This window comes from Rhodococcoides kroppenstedtii (assembly GCF_900111805.1).
GTDB classification, from domain to species: Bacteria; Actinomycetota; Actinomycetes; order Mycobacteriales; family Mycobacteriaceae; genus Rhodococcoides; species Rhodococcoides kroppenstedtii.
Window position 1 is genome coordinate 140,960 of sequence record NZ_FOJN01000001.1, and the last position, 18,273, is coordinate 159,232.

The 18,273-nt window shown below is 72.1% G+C and carries 17 protein-coding genes; 7 read left to right on the top strand and 10 right to left on the bottom strand.

Annotated elements, in window-relative coordinates:
• The first annotated feature begins 2 nt into the window (after positions 1-2).
• Positions 3-1,160 (top strand): glycosyltransferase family 2 protein, encoded by a 1,158-nt coding sequence (locus tag BMZ18_RS00700; protein ID WP_244516367.1) that lies wholly within the window; start codon positions 3-5, stop codon positions 1,158-1,160.
• Here BMZ18_RS00700 and BMZ18_RS00705 read toward each other — a convergent pair.
• On the bottom strand, positions 1,134-2,111 hold the full coding sequence (locus BMZ18_RS00705; RefSeq protein WP_068361413.1) for a methylenetetrahydrofolate reductase: 978 nt from the start codon (positions 2,109-2,111) through the stop codon (positions 1,134-1,136). The two genes, BMZ18_RS00700 and BMZ18_RS00705, sit on opposite strands and share 27 nt — an antisense overlap.
• A gap of 312 nt (positions 2,112-2,423) precedes the next feature.
• On the opposite strand from BMZ18_RS00705, the gene BMZ18_RS00710 reads away from it, so the two are divergent.
• From BMZ18_RS00710 to BMZ18_RS00725, 4 genes are all read left to right on the top strand, one after another.
• Positions 2,424-3,479, top strand: coding sequence for a polyprenyl synthetase family protein (locus BMZ18_RS00710; protein ID WP_068361410.1), 1,056 nt, complete (start codon positions 2,424-2,426; stop codon positions 3,477-3,479).
• Complete coding sequence (crtI, locus tag BMZ18_RS00715; RefSeq protein WP_068361402.1) at positions 3,476-5,044, top strand: phytoene desaturase family protein; 1,569 nt, start codon at positions 3,476-3,478, stop codon at positions 5,042-5,044. Before BMZ18_RS00710 ends, crtI begins: the two co-directional genes overlap by 4 nt.
• A gap of 129 nt (positions 5,045-5,173) precedes the next feature.
• Positions 5,174-6,877, top strand: a complete 1,704-nt coding sequence (locus BMZ18_RS00720; RefSeq protein ID WP_074921669.1) for an alpha-(1->6)-mannopyranosyltransferase A — start codon at positions 5,174-5,176, stop codon at positions 6,875-6,877.
• Positions 6,874-7,848 carry a phytoene/squalene synthase family protein gene (locus tag BMZ18_RS00725; protein WP_068100417.1) on the top strand — a complete coding sequence of 325 codons (975 nt, stop codon included), beginning with the start codon at positions 6,874-6,876 and terminating at the stop codon, positions 7,846-7,848. The genes BMZ18_RS00720 and BMZ18_RS00725 overlap by 4 nt, the downstream gene beginning before the upstream one ends.
• Positions 7,849-7,903: 55 nt before the next feature.
• Here the strand turns inward: BMZ18_RS00725 and BMZ18_RS00730 are convergent, their stop codons facing one another.
• Positions 7,904-8,272, bottom strand: coding sequence for an Rv2175c family DNA-binding protein (locus BMZ18_RS00730; protein WP_068361400.1), 369 nt, complete (start codon positions 8,270-8,272; stop codon positions 7,904-7,906).
• Positions 8,273-8,393: 121 nt separating this feature from the next.
• Between BMZ18_RS00730 and pknB the strand changes: the two genes are divergently transcribed.
• The gene (pknB, locus tag BMZ18_RS00735) at positions 8,394-10,418 is read left to right on the top strand and encodes a Stk1 family PASTA domain-containing Ser/Thr kinase (protein ID WP_068361397.1); all 2,025 of its coding nucleotides are present in this window, start codon (positions 8,394-8,396) and stop codon (positions 10,416-10,418) included.
• A 34-nt stretch (positions 10,419-10,452) separates the two neighbouring features.
• On the opposite strand, the gene BMZ18_RS00740 is transcribed toward pknB, so the two are convergent.
• Positions 10,453-11,838, bottom strand: coding sequence for a class II 3-deoxy-7-phosphoheptulonate synthase (locus BMZ18_RS00740; protein WP_068100408.1), 1,386 nt, complete (start codon positions 11,836-11,838; stop codon positions 10,453-10,455).
• Positions 11,839-11,908: 70 nt separating this feature from the next.
• Positions 11,909-12,403: a polyadenylate-specific 3'-exoribonuclease AS gene (locus BMZ18_RS00745; RefSeq protein WP_068361408.1), complete on the bottom strand. Its 495-nt coding sequence runs from the start codon at positions 12,401-12,403 to the stop codon at positions 11,909-11,911.
• Between the two features lie 38 nt (positions 12,404-12,441).
• Between BMZ18_RS00745 and BMZ18_RS00750 the strand changes: the two genes are divergently transcribed.
• Positions 12,442-13,689 (top strand): glycosyltransferase 87 family protein, encoded by a 1,248-nt coding sequence (locus BMZ18_RS00750; protein ID WP_068361394.1) that lies wholly within the window; start codon positions 12,442-12,444, stop codon positions 13,687-13,689.
• An 11-nt stretch (positions 13,690-13,700) separates the two neighbouring features.
• On the opposite strand, the gene BMZ18_RS00755 is transcribed toward BMZ18_RS00750, so the two are convergent.
• The 6 genes from BMZ18_RS00755 to BMZ18_RS00780 all read right to left on the bottom strand — a co-directional run bounded on the left by BMZ18_RS00755 (position 13,701) and on the right by BMZ18_RS00780 (position 18,194).
• A complete protein-coding gene (locus BMZ18_RS00755) occupies positions 13,701-14,450 on the bottom strand; it encodes a lysophospholipid acyltransferase family protein (RefSeq protein WP_068100405.1) in 750 nt (249 codons plus the stop codon).
• A 146-nt stretch (positions 14,451-14,596) separates the two neighbouring features.
• Positions 14,597-15,580 carry an ROK family protein gene (locus tag BMZ18_RS00760; protein WP_068100404.1) on the bottom strand — a complete coding sequence of 328 codons (984 nt, stop codon included), beginning with the start codon at positions 15,578-15,580 and terminating at the stop codon, positions 14,597-14,599.
• Between the two features lie 15 nt (positions 15,581-15,595).
• Positions 15,596-16,036: a hypothetical protein gene (locus tag BMZ18_RS00765; RefSeq protein WP_068100402.1), complete on the bottom strand. Its 441-nt coding sequence runs from the start codon at positions 16,034-16,036 to the stop codon at positions 15,596-15,598.
• Positions 16,029-17,246: an ArsA family ATPase gene (locus BMZ18_RS00770; RefSeq protein ID WP_074921670.1), complete on the bottom strand. Its 1,218-nt coding sequence runs from the start codon at positions 17,244-17,246 to the stop codon at positions 16,029-16,031. Before BMZ18_RS00770 ends, BMZ18_RS00765 begins: the two co-directional genes overlap by 8 nt.
• Before the next feature lie 38 nt (positions 17,247-17,284).
• On the bottom strand, positions 17,285-17,719 hold the full coding sequence (locus tag BMZ18_RS00775; RefSeq protein ID WP_068100399.1) for an SRPBCC family protein: 435 nt from the start codon (positions 17,717-17,719) through the stop codon (positions 17,285-17,287).
• Positions 17,720-17,783: 64 nt separating this feature from the next.
• Positions 17,784-18,194, bottom strand: a complete 411-nt coding sequence (locus tag BMZ18_RS00780) for a polyketide cyclase / dehydrase and lipid transport (RefSeq protein ID WP_074921672.1) — start codon at positions 18,192-18,194, stop codon at positions 17,784-17,786.
• Positions 18,195-18,273 lie beyond the last annotated feature (79 nt).

Sequence of the window (18,273 nt, forward strand, 5' to 3'; positions counted from 1 at the left end):
CCGTGTACGGCCGCCTCGTGCGGGCCGGGGCTCTCGCGGCGACGGCCACCGCGGCGTTGGCGGTGGTGAACGCCCGCACGGCACCCGTGGTCGCGCCCCGCCGTGGCGGCGCGGCCGCGGCCACCGAGCGGGTCACCGTGTGCATTCCGGCCCGCGACGAAGCGGCCCGGCTCCCCGATCTGCTCGCCGACCTGCTCGCCCAGCGGACCGCTGCCGCCCTGACCGTCCTGGTGCTCGACGACGAGTCCACCGACGGCACCGCCGACGTCGCTCGGGCCGCCGCCGGCGGCGACCCCCGCGTGCGTGTGGACCGTCGGCGGCCGGACGCGGCGGGCGGCGTCGGCAAGTCCGTGACGTGCATCGATCTCGGTGACCGCGCGCTCACGGAGACGGACCCGACCGTCGTGGTCTTCGTCGACGCGGACGTCCGGCTGACACCGCACGCCGTCGATGCGGCCGTCGCGGAGTTGCGTGAGCTCCGCACCGCCTTCCTCAGCCCGTGGCCGGGGCAGGTGGCCGTGACCCGAGCCGAGCGGCTGGTCCAGCCGCTGCTCTCCTGGTCGTGGTCGGTGAGCCTCTACGTCCGAGGAGCCAACCGCGGCCGTCGTCCCTCGATGGGCGTGGCCAACGGCCAGTTCCTCGTCATGGACGCCGCCGCCTACCGCGCCGTCGGCGGGCACCGATCGACGCGTGGCGCCGTCGCCGACGATCTCGAGCTGGTACGCGAGTTCCGCCGACACGGATTGCCGACGGCCGTCGGGTACGGCGGGCGGGTGGCCACCTGCCGGATGTACGACGACGCCGCGCAGGTGTGGGCCGGCCACGGCAAGTGGCTGTGGTCGCAGTTCGGCCGGGGACCTCTCGCCGTCGCCGTCGGTGCCGTGGTGGCGTCGATCTGGGTGGTGCCGCCCACCGGTCTGCTCGCGTCGTCGCGTCGCACACGCCGCTGGGCCGCGCTCGGCTACGGCGCCGGCGTGGTGTCGCGGCTGGCGTCCCGGCGGGCCGAGGGCAGCCCGGACTCCCTGTTTCGCGACGTCGTGACGTCGAGTTGGCACCCGGCGTCGATCGTGGTGGGGACGGCGCTCGCGGTGTCCAGCGACCGCGGACGGCGCCGCGGCACGCTCACCTGGAAGTCACGCGCTCTCGACACCCGTCGCTGACCCGGTCATCGCCGGAGCCGGCCGGGCGAGCCCGAGGTTCGCCACGACCTCCGACGTCGCCTTGGCGAAGTTCAGGGTGATGAAGTGCAGGCCGGGCGCGCCCTCGGCGATGAGCCGCTCCCCCATCTCGGTGGCCAGCTCGATGCCCACCGCGCGCACGGCGGCCCGGTCCTCCTCGCCGGTCCCCGCGGCGGCGGCCAGGCGCGCGCGCACGGCCGCGGGCAGCTCCGATCCGGAGAGCTCGACGGCGCGGTCGATCGAGCGCATGGAGGTGATGGGCATGATCTCGGGAATGATCGGCTTCGCGCCCTGCTCGGGATCGAATGCGCTCACTCGGTCCCGAAGCCGCAAGTAGTCCTCCACGTCCCAGAACATCTGAGTGATGGAGTAGTCCGCGCCGGCCCGGAGCTTGCCGACGAGGAATCGGGTGTCGTCGTCAAGCGACGGCGACCGGTGGTGCCCACCGGGGAAGGACGCCACACCGACGTGGAAGTCCCCCAGGTCCTTGACCAGTCGGACCAGGTCCTCGGCGTACTCGACGCCGTCGGGATGCTTCTCCCACGGGCCCAGGGGGTCACCGGGCGGATCACCGCGCAGCACGAGGATGTTGGCGATGCCCCGATCGGCGTACGCCCCGACCATCGACCGCAGTTCGGCGACGCTGTGCCCCACCGCGGTGAGATGCGCCACCGGGACCAGCGTGGTGGAGTCGGCCAGGTCGCCCGTGACGCGCACCGTGCGGTCACGCGTCGATCCGCCGGCGCCGTAGGTCATGGACACGAACGCCGGATGCATCTGCTCGAACGCCCGCACGGTCCGCCACAGGCGGTCCTCACCGGCCTGGTCGCGAGGCGGCGAGAACTCGACGGAGAAGGGCACGCTCCCGTGGGTGGCCGCCGCCAGCCGGTCGACGACGGACGGGGTGCGGGACGTGCGTGATCGATCGGTCACGTGCACAGCATAGAAGTGCGTTCCCGAACGGCGGCGGTGTGACCGGCCCCTCGAGCGGGCCGGCGTGTGGGGGTCGTCTGTCGACGCGGGGGTGTCCGAATCAGCACTAGAGTGCGGGCAGGCGAGGTCCTGTCCCGCCGTGCGTCCGCCTCCGTTCACCGGTGCGGGCCTCGAGTGCTCTTACGTCCCTGCGTGCTCCCGGAGGAAACCCTGTCTGCCGCATCTCTCCCGACCACCGGCGTCGATCACGCGCGCGCGGGTGATTCCGCCCCCCTCGTCGGCGACCGCGCCGACTGGCCCCGCGGGTCGTTCGTGAGCGCCGTGGAGTCCGTCCTGGACTCCTTCGTCGAGTCCCGCCGCGCCACGGTCGACAGCGTCGGTCCCGTCTACACCGAGGCGGTCGAGGAGCTCCGCTCGTTCGTCCTGCGCGGCGGCAAGCGCATCCGGCCGGCATTCGCGTGGACCGGCTGGCTCGGCGCGGGCGGCGATCCGTCCGGGCCCGACGCCGACGCGGTTCTGCAGGTCTGCTCGGCTCTCGAGTTCGTTCAGGCCTGCGCCCTGGTGCACGACGACATCATCGACTCCTCGCTGACCCGACGCGGTTTTCCCACCGTCCACGTGACCTTCGCCGAGCGTCATCGCCGGTCCGAGTGGATCGGAGATCCGGCCGCGTTCGGCGAGGCCGTGGCGATCCTGCTGGGCGATCTCGCACTGTGCTGGGCGGACGATCTGATCCGCGAGGCGGACCTGCCGATGGGGACGGTGCGCCGCGTGGGCCCGATGTGGTCGGCGATGCGCACCGAAGTTCTCGGCGGCCAGTTGCTCGACATCGCGGTGGAGGCGCGCAGCGACGATTCGCTCGACGCCGCGCTGCGGATCGACCGCTACAAGACCGCCGCGTACACGGTGGAGCGGCCCCTGCTCATCGGCGGCGCGTTGGCGAATGCGAACGCCGCGTTGCTGGACGTCTACCGCACCTTCGGCGCCGACATCGGCATCGCGTTCCAGTTGCGGGACGACCTGCTGGGCGTGTTCGGCGATCCGGCGGTGACGGGCAAGCCCTCGGGTGACGATTTGCGAGAGGGCAAGCGAACCGTGTTGATCGCGGCGGCGCTGGACGTCGCCGATCGCGACGACCCGGCGGCCGCCGAGACCATCCGCACCGGACTCGGAACCGACCTCACCCCGGCGATGGTGGACGAGATGCGGGAGCTGCTCGTCCAGCTGGGCGCGGTCGAGAACGTCGAGCGCCGCATCACCGATCTGACCGAGTCCGCGCTCGCCGCGCTGTCCGGTGCCGACATCTCACCCGACGCGGCGGACCGCCTCGTCGCCATGGCGCACGCCGCCACCAGGAGAACCACATGACGTCCACCGCCGCCACGGTCACCGGCCCCACCGATCACGTCGTCGTGGTGGGGGCCGGGCTGTCCGGACTCGCCGCGGCCCTGCACCTGCGGGGCACGGGCCGCGAGGTGACCCTGCTCGAACGCTCGGACACCGTGGGTGGCCGCGTCGGGTCGGTCGCCGCTCCGGGCTACCGCATAGACACCGGCGCCAGCGTGCTGACCATGCCGGATCTGATCGACGAGGCGCTCGCCGCGGTGGGCGCGACCCGCGAGTCGACCACGCCGCCTCTGCGTCTGCACCCGCTCCACCCCGCATACCACACGCGGTTCGCCGACGGCACCAGCATCGACGTCCATTCCGACCCCGAGCGCATGGTGGCCGAGGTCGAGCGGACCTGCGGACCCGAGGAAGCCGCACGCTACCGGCGGCTGCGCGGGTGGCTGGCGTCGATGTTCGACGCCGCGTACGACCGCTTCGTCGGCGGCAACTTCGACTCCCCCGTCGATCTGGTGGCCGAGCCGACCTCGCTCCGCAAGACGCTGACGCTGCTGAAGCTCGGCGGGTTCGCGAAGCTGGGCGGCAAGGTCGACGCCTTCGTCCACGACGACCGGCTGCGCCGGATCTTCACGTTCCAGGCCCTCTACGCCGGCGTGGCCCCGGCGAAGGCGCTGGGCGTCTACTCCGTCATCGCCCACATGGACACCTCGCTCGGGGTGACGTTCCCCGAGGGCGGGATGCGGGTCATCGCCGAATCGATGGCCGACGCCTTCACCACCGCCGGCGGCACGCTGCGCACCGAGGCGACCGTCCGCAGCATCGAACAGGGCGGGGGCCGAGCACGCGCCGTCGTCCTCGAGGGCGGCGAGCGCATCGCGTGCGACGCGCTGGTGCTGACGCCCGACCTGCCCGTCGTCGACGCCCTCCTCGGCACGGCGGGGGTGCGGACGCCGCGTCGACGGATCCGTGCGTCGCCGTCCGCGGTGGTCGTCCACGGGCGCGTCCCGGTGTCGGTCACGGAGGCGTGGTCCTCGCGGTCGCATCACGTCATCGACTTCGGCGCGAAGTGGGCCGAGACGTTCCGCGAGCTGACCGCCCGCCGCGGCCGCGGCTCGGTCATGAGCGATCCGTCGCTGCTGATCACGCGTACGTCGCTCACCGATCCGGGCCTGCGCGTGACCACGGACGGGGTCGAGCAGGAGCCGATCTCCGTGCTGGCCCCGTGCCCCAACCTCGACACCGCCCCGATCGACTGGGACGCGGTCACCGAGCCGTACGTGCGCGAGATCCTTCTCGAGATGGAACGGCGGGGGTACCACGGCATCGCCGAACACCTGGTGATCGACCACGTCGACACCCCGACGACGTGGGCCGCGCAGGGCATGATCGCCGGCACCCCGTTCTCGGCCTCGCACGTCTTCCGCCAGACGGGCCCGTTCCGGCGCCGCAACCTGGTTCCCGGCATCGAGAACGTCGTGCTGGCCGGATGCGGCACCACACCCGGTGTCGGCGTCCCGACCGTGCTCATCTCCGGACGTCTGGCCGCCCAGCGGATCGACGCGGCAGCAGGTCGCGCGCGGGCCTGACCGCGACGGGGGGACGCGGGTCGGCGGGTCGGCCCGGTCCGTGCGTGGCGTCGCCCGAGTTGCCTCTAAACTCTCCGACAGGCCGCACGCGGCCGTCACACGTCGCTGTCGAGGTACTCGGGGAGGAACATGTCCACGCCCTCCCTCGGTCGGTCCCCCGCGGGCACCGATCGTCGCGGTGTGCGGGCATTCCTCTCCGGTGCAGCGGGCCGTGCCACGCTGGTCGGTCTCGCCGGTGCCGCACTGATCACGTTCGGCGGCTTCGGATCCGGTGCCGTCCGTCGCCGCGACCCGCTGCTCGAGGAGATGCACCTGTCGTGGCTGCGCTTCGGCCACGGCCTGGTGCTGTCCACCGCGATGGTGTGGATCGGCGTCCTGCTCATGATCGCCGCGTGGGTCCGGCTCGGCCGCGAGACGCTGGCGCACCGCACCACCGTCTCCCGCCTTCGCTGGGTGGTTCCGGTGTGGATCGCGCCGCTGCTGCTCGCGGTGCCGATGTTCAGCCGCGACGCCTACTCCTACCTCGCCCAGGGCGCCCTCCTGCGCGACGGCTTCGATCCGTACGCCGTGGGGCCCGTCGCCAATCCCGGGATCCTGCTGGACAACGTCTCCACCGTCTGGACCACCACCACCGCGCCCTACGGCCCCCTGTTCCTGCTCCTCGGGCAAGGAATCACCTCCCTGACCAATGACAACGTCATCGCCGGCACGATGCTGCTGCGGTTGACGATGCTGCCGGGGCTCGCGCTCACCATGTGGGCCGTGCCGCGGATCGCCCGGCACTTCGGCGCCGACCCGGCCGTCGCGCTCTGGCTCGCGGTGCTGAACCCGCTGGTTCTGGTCCACCTCATCGGCGGCGTCCACAACGAGATGCTCATGGTCGGTCTGATGACCGCCGGCATCGCCGCCGTCCTGGGCCATCGCCACGTGCTCGGCATGGGGCTGGTGGCGGTGGCCGTCGCCATCAAGGCGACCGCGGGCATCGCCCTGCCGTTCCTGGTCTGGATCTGGATGCAGCACGAGCGGACCCGTCTGCGCGCGGAGAACGACGCCCTACGCGAGCGCGGCGAACCCACTCGGCAGGTGCGCACCCTGCAGCTCTTCGTCAAGACCGCCGGCATCGGCTTCACGGTGTTCGCGGGCGTCTTCGTCGTGTCCTCCGTCGTCGCCGGCGTCGGCATCGGCTGGCTGACGGCGCTCAGCGGGTCGGCGAAGATCATCAACTGGCTCTCGCTCCCGACCATCCTCGCCCACTTCGTGACCGTCGGAACCGGCTGGTTCACCGGTGCCCGCCTCGGACCGGTGCTCGAGGTCACCCGCCTGCTCTGCGCCGTCGCCCTGGTGATCGTCCTGGTCACGGCGTGGTGGCGGTCACGGCACTCCGAGCGCAGTGCGCTGCTGGGCATCCTGGTCTCCCTGGTGGCGATCGTCATCCTGTCCCCGGCCGCGCTGCCGTGGTACTACTCCTGGCCGCTCGCCGTCGCCGCCGGACTGACCATGTCCATCACCACGCTGACCGTGCTGGTGGGCCTGTCCGCCTGGCTCATGCTGGTGTTCCAGCCGGACGGCTCGATCGGGCTGTACACCTTCCCCCACGTGGTGCTCGCCATCGTCGCCGCCGTCGTCGCCGCGCTGTCCCTGCGGCAGGTCGATCCGCTGCGTCTGCGCTCGGTCACCCATCCGGAGCCGGACCCGGCGTTCGCGGCGGAGTCCGCGCCCGAGACGGCGCTGCCCGCGGACACGTCGGAGGCAGCCGTCGCAGCGGCGGACCACCACGACACCGTTCCGGTCGCGCCGTCGACCCGGCGGTCCACCCGAGAGGTCGGTACGTGACGGATCTGCTGCGCGAGGGCTACGCCGTCTCCCGTGAGGTCGCGCGCGAACACGGCAAGACGTACTTCCTGGCCACACGACTGCTGCCGCCGGAACGCCGTCCGGCCGTGCACGCGCTCTACGCGTACGCCCGCATGGTGGACGACATCATCGACGTCGACATGATCGCCGAGCGCGACGACGCCGCGGCCGTCGCCGACGACGAGGCGTTGCTGGACCGCATCGACCAGCGGTTCCGGGCCGGGCTCGCCGAGGGACCGGCGGCCGTGGCGCCCGCGCCCGGTGAGCCCGCCACGGACCACGACCGCATCCTCGCCGCCGCGGTGGACACCGCTCGGCGATACGACATCCCGGCCGAGTACTTCACGGCGTTCATGACCTCGATGCGCATGGACGTGCCGTCGTCGAGCATCTACACCGACCGGTACGCCACCCTGGACGACCTTCGGGTCTACATGTGGGGATCGGCGGCGGTGATCGGGCTGCAGATGCTGCCGATCCTCGGCACCGTCGGCCCGGTGGACGAGGCCGCGCCGGCCGCGGCGGCCCTCGGCGAGGCGTTCCAGCTGACGAACTTCGTGCGGGACGCGGGCGAGGACCTCGCCCGCGACCGGATCTACCTGCCCGGCGACGTGCTGGCCGCCTACGGCGTGGACGAGGATCTGCTGCACTGGTGCCGTCGTACCGACAGCGTGGACCCGCGCGTCGCGCGCGCGCTCGCGGACGTCATCGCCACGTGCCGCGCGCTCTATCGCACCGCCGAGCCGGGGATCGACCTGCTGTCGCCGCGGGCCCGGCCGGGCATCCGAGTCGCCTTCGCGCTCTACCGGGACATTCTGGGGGTCGTCGAACGGGACGGATACCGCTCGCTGTCCCGCCGCTCGACCGTCGGGAACGGTCGGCGCGGCGGCGTGGCCGCGCGGGCCGCGGGTCGCGGACTGGCCGCGCGCCTGCTGCCGACGGCGTCCTGAGGGCCGGTCGGAAAGCCACCGACCGGGCCGGTCAGAACGCCACCGACCGGGCCGGTCAGAATGCCATTGCCTGGGCGCGTCGCACGATTTCGCGGGCGTGGTCGCCGTGCAGGACGTCCACGGGGCGACCCGGCAGGCTGGCGTCGTCCTCGAAGAGCCACCGCAGGATCGCGGTGTGGTCGAAACCTCCGTCGAGGAGGACGGACACCGTCCCGGCGAGGTGCTTGAGCGGGTGTCCCTGCGCATCGAGGAACGCGGCGGGAACGGCCACCACGCGGTCGCGGCGCACGGCGACGAGCTTGTTCTCGCGCAGCATCTGGTGCACACGCGTCACGGCGACGCCGAGGGACGCCGCGACGTCGGGAAGGGGCACGACCTGCTCGTCGGCGGGGATCACGTCGTCGCAGTAGGGAATGGCACTCACCGCGCCAACGGTAGTCACGGCGGAGGTCGTGAACCAAGTTCACCGCTCGGACTGACTACCATCGGACGACGGGCCCCGATCGGCCCGTCCTCATCTCCGACGACGAGCAGGAGGCTCCACCGTGGCCGTGTCCGGTCCGTCGCTGCTCGGCGCGTTCCTCGAGCGGCGCTACCGAGTCGACGCTCCCATCGCCCGTGGCGGCATGTCGACGGTGTATCGCGGTCTGGACACGCGTCTCGACCGGCCCGTGGCCATCAAGGTGATGGATCCGCAGTTCGCCGGCGACCCCGAGTTCGTCCGGCGGTTCGAGTTCGAGGCCCGCGCCGTCGCGCGCCTGCACCATCCCGGTCTGGTGGCCGTCCACGACCACGGGCGCGACGGCGACCACGCGTTCCTGGTGATGGAACTGGTCGAGGGCGGCACGCTGCGCGAGTTGCTGCGCGAGCGGGGTCCGATGCCGCCGCACGCCGCCGTCGCCGTGCTCCAACCGGTGCTCGAAGCCCTCGCCGTGGCGCATCGCGCCGGTCTGGTGCACCGCGACGTCAAGCCCGAGAACGTCCTGATCTCCGACGACGGCGACGTCAAGATCGCCGATTTCGGCCTGGTTCGCGCGGTCGCCGCCGCGAACACCACGTCCGCCAGCGTCATCCTCGGCACCGCGGCGTACCTCTCTCCCGAGCAGGTCGCGTCGGGCACCGCCGACGCCCGCAGCGACGTCTACTCGGCCGGCGTCCTGCTGTTCGAGATGCTGACCGGCCGGACGCCGTTCGACGGCGACACGTCGTTGTCCATCGCCTACCAACGCGTCGAGAACGACGTTCCCGCACCGGGTTCCGTCGTTCCGGGAGTGCCGCGCCATCTCGACGCGGTCGTCCGCGACGCCACTCGCCGCGCCCCTGAGGAGCGGTTCCGCGACGCCGGGACGATGGGTGAGGCCCTGCGTTCGGTGACCGCCGCACTCGGGTTGCCGTCGTATCGCGTCCCGGCCCCGGCGCGCTCGGCCGAGCACCTGTCCGCCGAGACGCTGCACGCTCCCCGGCCCTACGCTCCGCAGGCGCCGCGCTCCCCCGACACCGCCATCGTGGCCGTGCCGGCGGCGTCGATCGGCGCCGGCCCGGCGGTGTCGATCGGCGCCCCGTCCCCCACCCGGCACACCAAGATGGTCACCACCGCCGTCCCGCGCGACACGGAGGCCGAGCCCCGTAACGGCGGCGAGTCCACCGGCCGCGGCGTGTTCGCCTACCCGGACTACGCCGCGGATCGTCGGCGGTCGCGCCGGGTCGCGGCCATCTGGGTCGCCATTCTGGTGGTGGCCGCCCTGGTGCTCGGAACGGTCGGATGGTGGGCGGGCTCGGGTCGGTTCACCGCGGTGCCCGCCGTCGACGGACTCGACCGGACGTCGGCGGTGTCCGCGATCGAGGCCGCGGATCTGTCCGCCACCGTCGAGGGGCGGTGGACCGACGACGCGCCCACCGACCGCCTGCTCGGCACCGACCCGCCGGCGGGGTCCCGCCTCGGGCGGGGCGAGACGGTCACCGTCCTCGTCTCGCAGGGACGCCCCACGGTGCCCGATCTCGTCCCCGGCGCCTCGCCCGACCAGGTCGCCGGGGCGCTCGAGGACCGCACGTTCGTCGCCGTCGACGGCGGCGAGGCGTTCAGCAGCTCCGCCGCGCGGGGCGACGTCGCCGCCCTCGATCCGGCGCCGGGCACGGTACTGCCCGTGGGCAGCGAGGTCCGCGTGGTGACCAGCAAGGGCGCGCCGCCGGTCGACGTCCCGGACGTGCGCGGACGCAGTGAGCAGGACGCGCGGGCCGCGCTCGATCGCGTGGGCATCACGGTCTCCGCGGTCGAGGAGGTCTTCGACGCCGACGTCGACCGGGGGTCCGTCGTCGGCACCGACCCGGCGGCCGGCACCGGCGTGACGGCCGGGACCGCAGTGACGCTGCGGGTGTCGACGGCCGTTCCCGTGCCGTCATTGCTAGGCCGCACCGTCGGTTCCGCGCGGGAGGAACTCGAACGGCTCGGTCTCGACGTCCGGGTTCGGCAGGTCACCCGCACCGATCGGTCACTGGTGATCTCTCAGACGCCCGGTCCCTCCGAGCGCGTCGCGCCGGGAGGGACCGTGACGTTGGTGTCGCTGCCCTAGGACAGTGCCGTCGCAGAGCAGCGGCCCGGTGCTCTCAGCCGCGCAGCATCTCCGCCACCAGGAACGCCAGCTCGAGCGACTGCTGGGTGTTGAGGCGGGGATCGCACGCGGTCTCGTAGCGGCCGGAGAGGTCGAGGTCCGAGATGTCCTGGGCGCCGCCGAGGCACTCGGTGACGTTCTCCCCAGTGAGCTCGACGTGGATGCCGCCCGGGTGGGTGCCCAGCTCGCGGTGGACCTCGAAGAATCCCTGCACCTCGTCGACGATGCGGTCGAAGTGACGCGTCTTGTACCCGGTGGAGGCCTCGTGGGTGTTGCCGTGCATCGGGTCGCACTGCCAGATGACCTGATGGCCGGTGGCCTGCACCTTCTCCACGATCGCCGGCAGCATGTCGCGGACCTTGCCGTTGCCCATGCGTGAGATCAGCGTCAGACGCCCCGGCTTGTTGGTGGGGTCCAGCCGCTCGACGTACTCCACGGCCATCTCCGGCGTGGTGGTGGGCCCGATCTTGAGACCGATCGGGTTCGACACCAGTTCGGCGAACGCGATGTGCGCACCGTCGAGCTGACGGGTGCGGTCACCGATCCACAGGAAGTGGGCGGACAGGTCGTAGAGCTTGGGGTGCTCGTCGTCGTTGTCGAGGCGCAGCATCGCCCGCTCGTAGTCCAGCACCAACGCCTCGTGCGAAGCGAAGATGGTGGCCTGCTTGAGGTTCGGGTCGGTGACACCGCAGGCGTCCATGAACTTGAGGCCGTTGTCGATCTCGGACGCGAGCTGCTCGTACCGGGCGCCCGCAGGAGAGTTCTGCACGAACTCGCGGTTCCAGTCGTGCACCTTGTACAGGTCGGCCATGCCCGCGCCGGTGAGCGCGCGCACCAGGTTCATCGCCGCGCTCGCGTTGGCGTACGCGCGAACCAGGCGCGACGGATCGTGCGCACGCACCGCCTCGTCGGCGACCAGCGAGTTCACCATGTCACCGCGGTAGGACTTCAGGCCCAGGGCGTCGACGTCGGACGACCGCGGCTTGGCGTACTGGCCGGCGATGCGCGCGACCTTCACCACGGGCATCGACGCGCCGTAGGTGAGCACGACCGCCATCTGCAGCAGGGTGCGGATGTTGCCCTTGATGTGGGGCTCGGTGTTGTCGACGAAGGTCTCCGCGCAGTCACCGCCCTGGAGCAGGAACGCCTCGCCGCGCGCGACGGCGGCCAGCTCGGCGGACAGGGCCTCGACCTCGCCGGCCACCGTGATGGGCGGCACGCTCTCGAGCACCGTGCGCATGGCCTCGGCCTGATCGGCCGGCCAGTCCGGCTGCTGCGCGGCCGGCTTGGCCAGCGCCGCGGCGAGCTGCTCGCGCAGAGCCTCCGGGAGCGGCGGGAGCTCGGGCAGGCGTTCGATCGGAACGTCGACAGTCCAGTTCACGACACCAGGATAGTGGTGACCGGTCACGGTCCCGATTCCGGGCCGAGCCCGGTCCGAGCGCGCGGGCGGATCAGCCCGCGGCGGCGCGGGCGGCCTCGACCGCGCGGAACTTGGCCAGGTTGTGCCGTGCGTCGGCCAACGCGTCGTGCGCGTCGTCCGGTGCGTCCGGCAGCGCCGGCGACCCGTGCTCCTGCCAGTACTGCTTGAGCTCGCGGGTGAAGCGCGGCATCACCCGCGGCAACGCCGTCATCGGACCCCACAGCTGACACAGCGCCACGTGGTCGTACGCCGCGACCCAGGCCCACATCTCGACGTCGTCGACCCCGCCCGCGGTGACGAAGTCCAGGATCTCGTCGCGGATCCGAGCGCGGGACTGCCAGAGCGACGACGAGAACGGCGGCAATTTCGGCAGGACGTTGCGGCGAACCCAGGGACCGGCCCGCTCCGGGTCGAACTCCGCCGACACCGCGTAGTATTCACGGCCGTCCTCGGCGACGATGCCGATGGAGACCAGATCGATCGTGCGACCATCCTCGATGAACTCGCAGTCGTAGAAATAGCGCACGGTGGCCACCCTATCGGCCGGCCCCGGAAGGACCACGCATGCGGAGCTCCCCCGCGCCGACCGCCGACGTCGGCGACCCGCCCCGGTGGCGTCGGCCCCTGGTGGTGGCGGCCAAGGTCCTCACCGTCGTCGCCCTGCTGGCCGGCATCGCGTTCAACCTGATCGGCCTGCCGCCGCTGCGCGAGTGGGGCGAGATCTATCGTCTCGACCTCGACGTCTACCGCATCGGCGGCCGCGCGCTGCTCGACGGCGTCGACCTCTACGGCGTGCTGCCCGCGACCAGCGTCGACATCCCCCTGCCGTTCACCTATCCCCCGATGGCGGCGCTGGCCTTCGCCCCCATGGCGGTGCTCCCCCTGACCGTGGCGTCCACCGTCATGACGCTGATGACGATGGTCCTGCTCGCGGTGACCGTCGCCGTGACGGTGCGCTCGCTGGTCACCCTCGGCCCGGCCGACACCGCGTGGGTCGCCGCCGCGGGCACGGCGGCGGCGTTCGCGCTGGAGCCGGTGTGGTCGACGTTCGACTACGGCCAGATCAACGTCGTCCTGATGTGCCTGGTCGTGCTCGACGTGCTCCCCCGCCGCACCCTCTGGCCGCGCGGGCTGCTCGTCGGGTTCGTCACCGCCATCAAGCTCACGCCGGCGGTCTTCGTCCTGTACTTCCTGCTCGCTCGCCGGTTCCGCGCCGCCGCGACCGTGGTGGTGTCCTTCCTCGCGTTCACCGCCCTCGGGTTCGTCGCCACCCCCGACGGCTCCGTCCGGTACTGGACCGACGTGCTCGTCGACTCCGATCGCATCGGCCATCCGGGGTACGTCGCCAACCAGTCGCTCACCGGCATGCTCGCCCGTCTCGGACTGGACGACGGGCCCCGCACCCTGGTCTGGATCGCCTGCAGCGCCGTCGTCGGCATCGTCGCCGTCGTCGCCATGCATCGCGCCCTCGCGGCGCACGACCGACTCACCGCCCTGTGCGTCAATGCCGTTCTGGGACTGCTGGTCTCACCGGTGTCGTGGTCGCATCACTGGGTGTGGTCGGTGCCGATCCTGCTGCTGTGCATCCACTCCGGCCTCACCCGCCGGTCCGTCGCCCTCCCCGCCCTCGGAGTGGTCGGCGCGCTGGTGCTGCACTACCCCGCCCATTGGCGCCTCGGCCCGGGCCGATGGGACGGCCTGAGCTGGCCGCTGTGGGATCAGATTCAGGCGTCGTCGTACGTGTGGTGGGGTGTGGCATTCCTGGTGGTGGCGGCCGTCCTGCCGCGGCGCGAGACCATCGCGGAGCGGTAGGCCGCCGCCGACTATCCCGCGCGGCTGTCCGGAATGCGCGCGGCGCCGTCGGCACCGGCCGCAGCGTCCGATACCGGTGTGGCCGACTCCGGAGTGGCCTTCATGCTGGCGGCGTAGACGTCGACGTACTGCTGGCCGCCGAGCTTCATCAGCTCGTACATGACCTCGTCCGTGACGGCTCGCTCGACGAAGCGGTTGCCCGCCATCCCCTCGTAACGCGAGAAGTCGAGCGGCTTGCCGATCCGGACGCCCACCTTGGTGGGGCGCGGAAGCTTCGAGCCGATGGGGTTCATCTTGGCCGTGCCGATCATGGCGACGGGGATCACGGGCACGCCGCTCTCGAGGGCCAACCGCGCCATGCCGGTCTTGCCCTTGTACAGCCGATCGTCCGGCGACCGCGTGCCCTCCGGGTAGATGCCGAGCAACTTGCCGTTCCGCAGAACGCGCAGACCGGCGTCGAGCGCGTCCTGGGCAGCGGAAGCTCCGGTGCGGTCGATCGGGACCTGGCCGACGGAGCTGAAGAACCAGCGCTGGAAGCGGCCCTTCGCACCCCGGCCGGTGAAGTACTCGCTCTTGGCCAGGAACGTGATGCGGCGGGGGACCACCAGGGGCAGGTAGAAGGAGTCCAGGACGGCCTGATGGTTACTGGCCAGGATGGCCGGACCGTCGACCGGAATGTTCTCCAGCCCCTCGACCTTCGGCCGCCCCAACAGGTGCAGCAGCGGACCGAGGAGAACGTACTTGAAGGTCCAGTACCACATTCCCGACACGCCTTTCGTCGAACAGCCGCCTCGAGATCCGCGGCGATCACCGAGCGTTACGCGTCACGACTCTACCGCCGGTTTATGACACCAGCCACAGTTCCGGCGTGCGGTCGGACACATCTCACACGGCCGTTACCGTGCGGTCATCCGCGGGACGCGCCCACTTCCACGCGGGCGAGTTCGGCGGCGCCGATCATGCCCGCGGCCTCCCCCAGTTGTGTGCCGCGGATGCGCGCGAGCGGACGATGCCCGGCCCCGGTGATCTGCGCCGCGTAGTGCTCGCGGGCGGTGTCGAGGAACAGCGCCGACGACGTGGCGACGCCGCCGGCGATGACCATGCGGTCGGGGTCGTAGACGTCCGAGACCAACGCGAGGCCGATGCCGAGCCAGCGCGCGAACTCCGACATGGTCTCGATGGCGACCAGGTCCCCGTCCTGCGCGGCGCCCGCGATGCGGCGGCCGGTGAGGGATCCGGGGTCGAGGAACGCCTCTCTCGCCAGCACCGTCGAGCCCCGCGGATTCGCCGCGAGGAGCTCGATCGCGGTGTCCACCAACGCCGTTCCGCTGCAGTACCGCTCCCAGCATCCGCGCTTGCCGCACGCGCACTGACGGCCGTCGGGCACCACCTGCAGGTGACCGAGCTCCGGCGCGATGCCGTAGCTGCCCCGGTAGAGCTTGCCGTCGATCAGCAGGGCGGCGCCGATGCCGGTGCCGATCGCGATCATGACGACGTTGCCGCCGCCCGCTGCGGCACCGAACCGGTGCTCGGCCCAGGCCGCCGCGTTGGCGTCGTGTTCGAGGATGACCGGGATGCCGAGGCGTTCGGTCATCTCGCGTGCGACCGGCCGGTTGATCCACGGCAGGTGCGGCGCGAACCGCACGACGGTGCGGTCGGAATTGATGAACCCGGCGACGGCGAGTCCGACGGCGGCGATGTCGTGGCGGCTCGCCAGCTCACGCACCGCGCGGTCGATGCCGTTCTCGAGCGCGCGCGACTCCTGCGGCGTCGGGGCCTGGGTGCTGTCGAGAACCTGCCCGTCCACGTCGACCACCGACGCGCGAATGCTGGTGCCGCCCACGTCGATTCCGATGGTCAGCGGCTTGGCTCCGTGGCCCTGGTTTCTCACTGTCGTGCTCGGTCCTCACTGCGTCGGCGGCGTCGGGCGCTCCCGGTCGGGTTGCGACGTCGTCGTCACGGTAATCGGCTGGTAGCCGCCGGGGCGAACCGACGGCGTCGACGCGCCGGGACCGCCGGTCCCCGACTCGTCGGCGTCCGTCGTCTGCGCGGCAGGGGACGCGGGTCGGGCCGAGGTCGAGGCAGCAGTCGAGGAATGGTCGTCGAGGTAGGCCCGCACGACGGCGGCCAGGGCGTCGAACTCGGTGGCGACGAGGCTCAGCAGGTCGTGCCGTTCGCCTCGCAGCGCCGCGGCCAGGGCGCAGAGGGGGCACCAGGAGCAGCCGTCCCAGTGCGGCGCCTCGGGGTCGTCGAGTCGGCGCAGCGCCGGTTCGACCCGGTCGATCACGAGCTCGGCGAGGATGCGCAATTCGGTCACGAGGTCGCGGGTCTCGCGCTCGTCAGCCATCCCCGGTCCCCGGCGTCGTCGGGACGGGTGTGGCGAGGTTCTCCGGCCAGACGGCGGCGTCGGGCGTGAAGCGCACCGTGAGGACACCCGCGTCGAACGCGGCCCCGACGACCGTGCAGCGGCGCAGAACCGACGCCAGCCGCAGCCGACGTCGCGCTCCCTGCGCACTCACGATCATGTCGTCCTCCACGCGTCCGACCGCCACCGTGGACGCGTCCACGTAGGGCAGCGGCACCCTCATCACGTACACCGAGTCGAGACCGGTCCCCGACTCGTGCTCGGTCCGCGGCGTCAGCGCCGGCACCGATCCCGGCCCGCGCGGGACCACGTCGCCGATCTCGTCGGCCACGGCCGCCAGAGCCGTCGACCCTACCGGCTCGCCGGGGTGCTCGGTCACGACGCCGATGCGCACCCCCGGTAGGGACAGCTCGGCGTCCCGGACGGCGGCGAGATGCTCGGCCCGTCGGCGCTCGGCCCAGTAGACGGCGGGGTGGGTGCCGAGCACGGACGTCGGGACGGCCCCTCCGAGATCGGGCTGCACCCCGTCGATCACCAGCCCGCTCACGGCGACGCCGTGGAACACGGTCGACGCCAGCAGGTCTCGGGCCCCGGCGACGGACCGGGCGCGAGGAGCGGCGACGACCAGCGCGTCGGTCCGATCCGGATCGCCCAGGGCGGCGCCGATCCGCGTCACCGTCTCGGCGATCCGATCCACCACCTGCACCAACACCGCGGCCCGCAGATCGCCGCTCGTCGCCGCGACCACCCGCGCGTGCTGCGGCCAGATCCGGTCGAGGTAACCGGCCACCGACGCGGGCGTGGCGACGACGTCCACCCACTCCCCCGCGGACGGGCCGTCGACGACGACGTGGTCGACGTCGTCCCGGTCGGCGAGACGGACCACCTCGGCGAGGGCGGCAACGGTCTCCGCGACGGGAACTCCGGTGAGTTCCTCGGCGTCGGGCAGGGACGGGCCGGCGCCGTGGTCGTGGCCGCCCGCGGCCAGCGCGGCGAGGGTGCGGTATCGCTCCTCGACGAGGCCCGACGCGTCGAGACGCACGGCCTCGGGCAGGTCCGCGCCGGTCCCGAGCAGGGTCGCCGGGTCGTGCCCGTCGAGGCAGGTGAGCACGACGCGCGCCCCCAGACGACGAAGCCGGGTCGCCAGGGCCGCGGCCACGGTGGACTTGCCGGCCCCACCCGGCCCCACCACGAAGGTGAGCCGAGCGGGCGATCCGGGCGCCGCGGCGGTCAGCCCTCGACCCTCTTCTTCAACTCCTTCAGGGCGGTGTCGGTGATGACCTTCTCCGCCTTGCGCTTGAAGAGGCCGATCATGGGGATCGCGAGGTCGACCGTGAGTTCGTAGGTGACCTCGGTGCTGCCGTCCCCGCGGTCGGCGAGCCGGTAGGAGCCCTCCTGCGACTTCTGCATCTGGCCCTCGACCAACCGCCACGACACCGACTCGTCACCAGCCCAGTCGTATTCGAGTTCGTAGGTGTCCTTGACCATGCCGGCGTCGAGCACGAACCGCACGCGGCGGGCGCGTCCGTTCGGACCGTCCTCGAGCACCTCGACGGACTTCGCCGCCTCCACCCAGTCGGGGTAGGCCGGGAAGTCCGCGATCACCGCCATGATCGCAGCGGGCGTCCCACCGACGACGATGGATTTCGTGGTCTTGTCTGCCATGCGTGCCCCTAGTTTCCGCGCGCGCGTGATCGCGGCGTCGGCACCATGATCGACGGTGCCACCGTCAGCTCCTGACGCCGGGGTCGGTTCCGGGTGCCGAGGCGGTGTGGCGGGGCGGCTCACCCGGCGCCCGCCCGGCCTCGAGCATGGCCTTGATCTCGAACGACATGGCCTTGCCCGCCACCCGTCGGGCGCGATCGAGCGCGGGGGCGGATGCCGTCCGATCGGTGGGTTCGGCGTGCAGGAAGTAGTGCAGGATCGCGCCGTCGAGGGACGGCTCGAGCCAGACCTCCATCGTGCCCACCAACTCGCCCGCGACGGACCATCGGACGCCCTTGTCCCCGCGATCGTCGGTCACCGCCACCGCCAGGCGCGGGAACCACGCACGCCACCGCCGGGGGTCGCCGACGACGGCCGCGATGGCGGCGGGAGGGGCTGCGACGAACGTCTGGTCCGCCACCTGCACGCTGCTCATGGGCTCCAGCGTCTCATCCCGGCGTCGGCCGTCCACCGGGACCCGTGACGGGTCACATGGCGACGGGTTTAGTGTGATG

Excerpts from the sequence above, each read along its gene's own strand:
- BMZ18_RS00765 (WP_068100402.1), bottom strand. The coding sequence starts at position 16,036 with ATGGCTGACGAGCGCGAGACCCGCGACCTCGTGACCGAATTGCGCATC.
- BMZ18_RS00720 (WP_074921669.1), top strand. The coding sequence starts at position 5,174 with ATGTCCACGCCCTCCCTCGGTCGGTCCCCCGCGGGCACCGATCGTCGC.
- BMZ18_RS00775 (WP_068100399.1), bottom strand. The coding sequence starts at position 17,719 with ATGGCAGACAAGACCACGAAATCCATCGTCGTCGGTGGGACGCCCGCT.
- BMZ18_RS00755 (WP_068100405.1), bottom strand. The coding sequence starts at position 14,450 with ATGTGGTACTGGACCTTCAAGTACGTTCTCCTCGGTCCGCTGCTGCAC.
- crtI (WP_068361402.1), top strand. The coding sequence starts at position 3,476 with ATGACGTCCACCGCCGCCACGGTCACCGGCCCCACCGATCACGTCGTC.
- BMZ18_RS00750 (WP_068361394.1), top strand. The coding sequence starts at position 12,442 with ATGCGGAGCTCCCCCGCGCCGACCGCCGACGTCGGCGACCCGCCCCGG.
- BMZ18_RS00780 (WP_074921672.1), bottom strand. The coding sequence starts at position 18,194 with ATGAGCAGCGTGCAGGTGGCGGACCAGACGTTCGTCGCAGCCCCTCCC.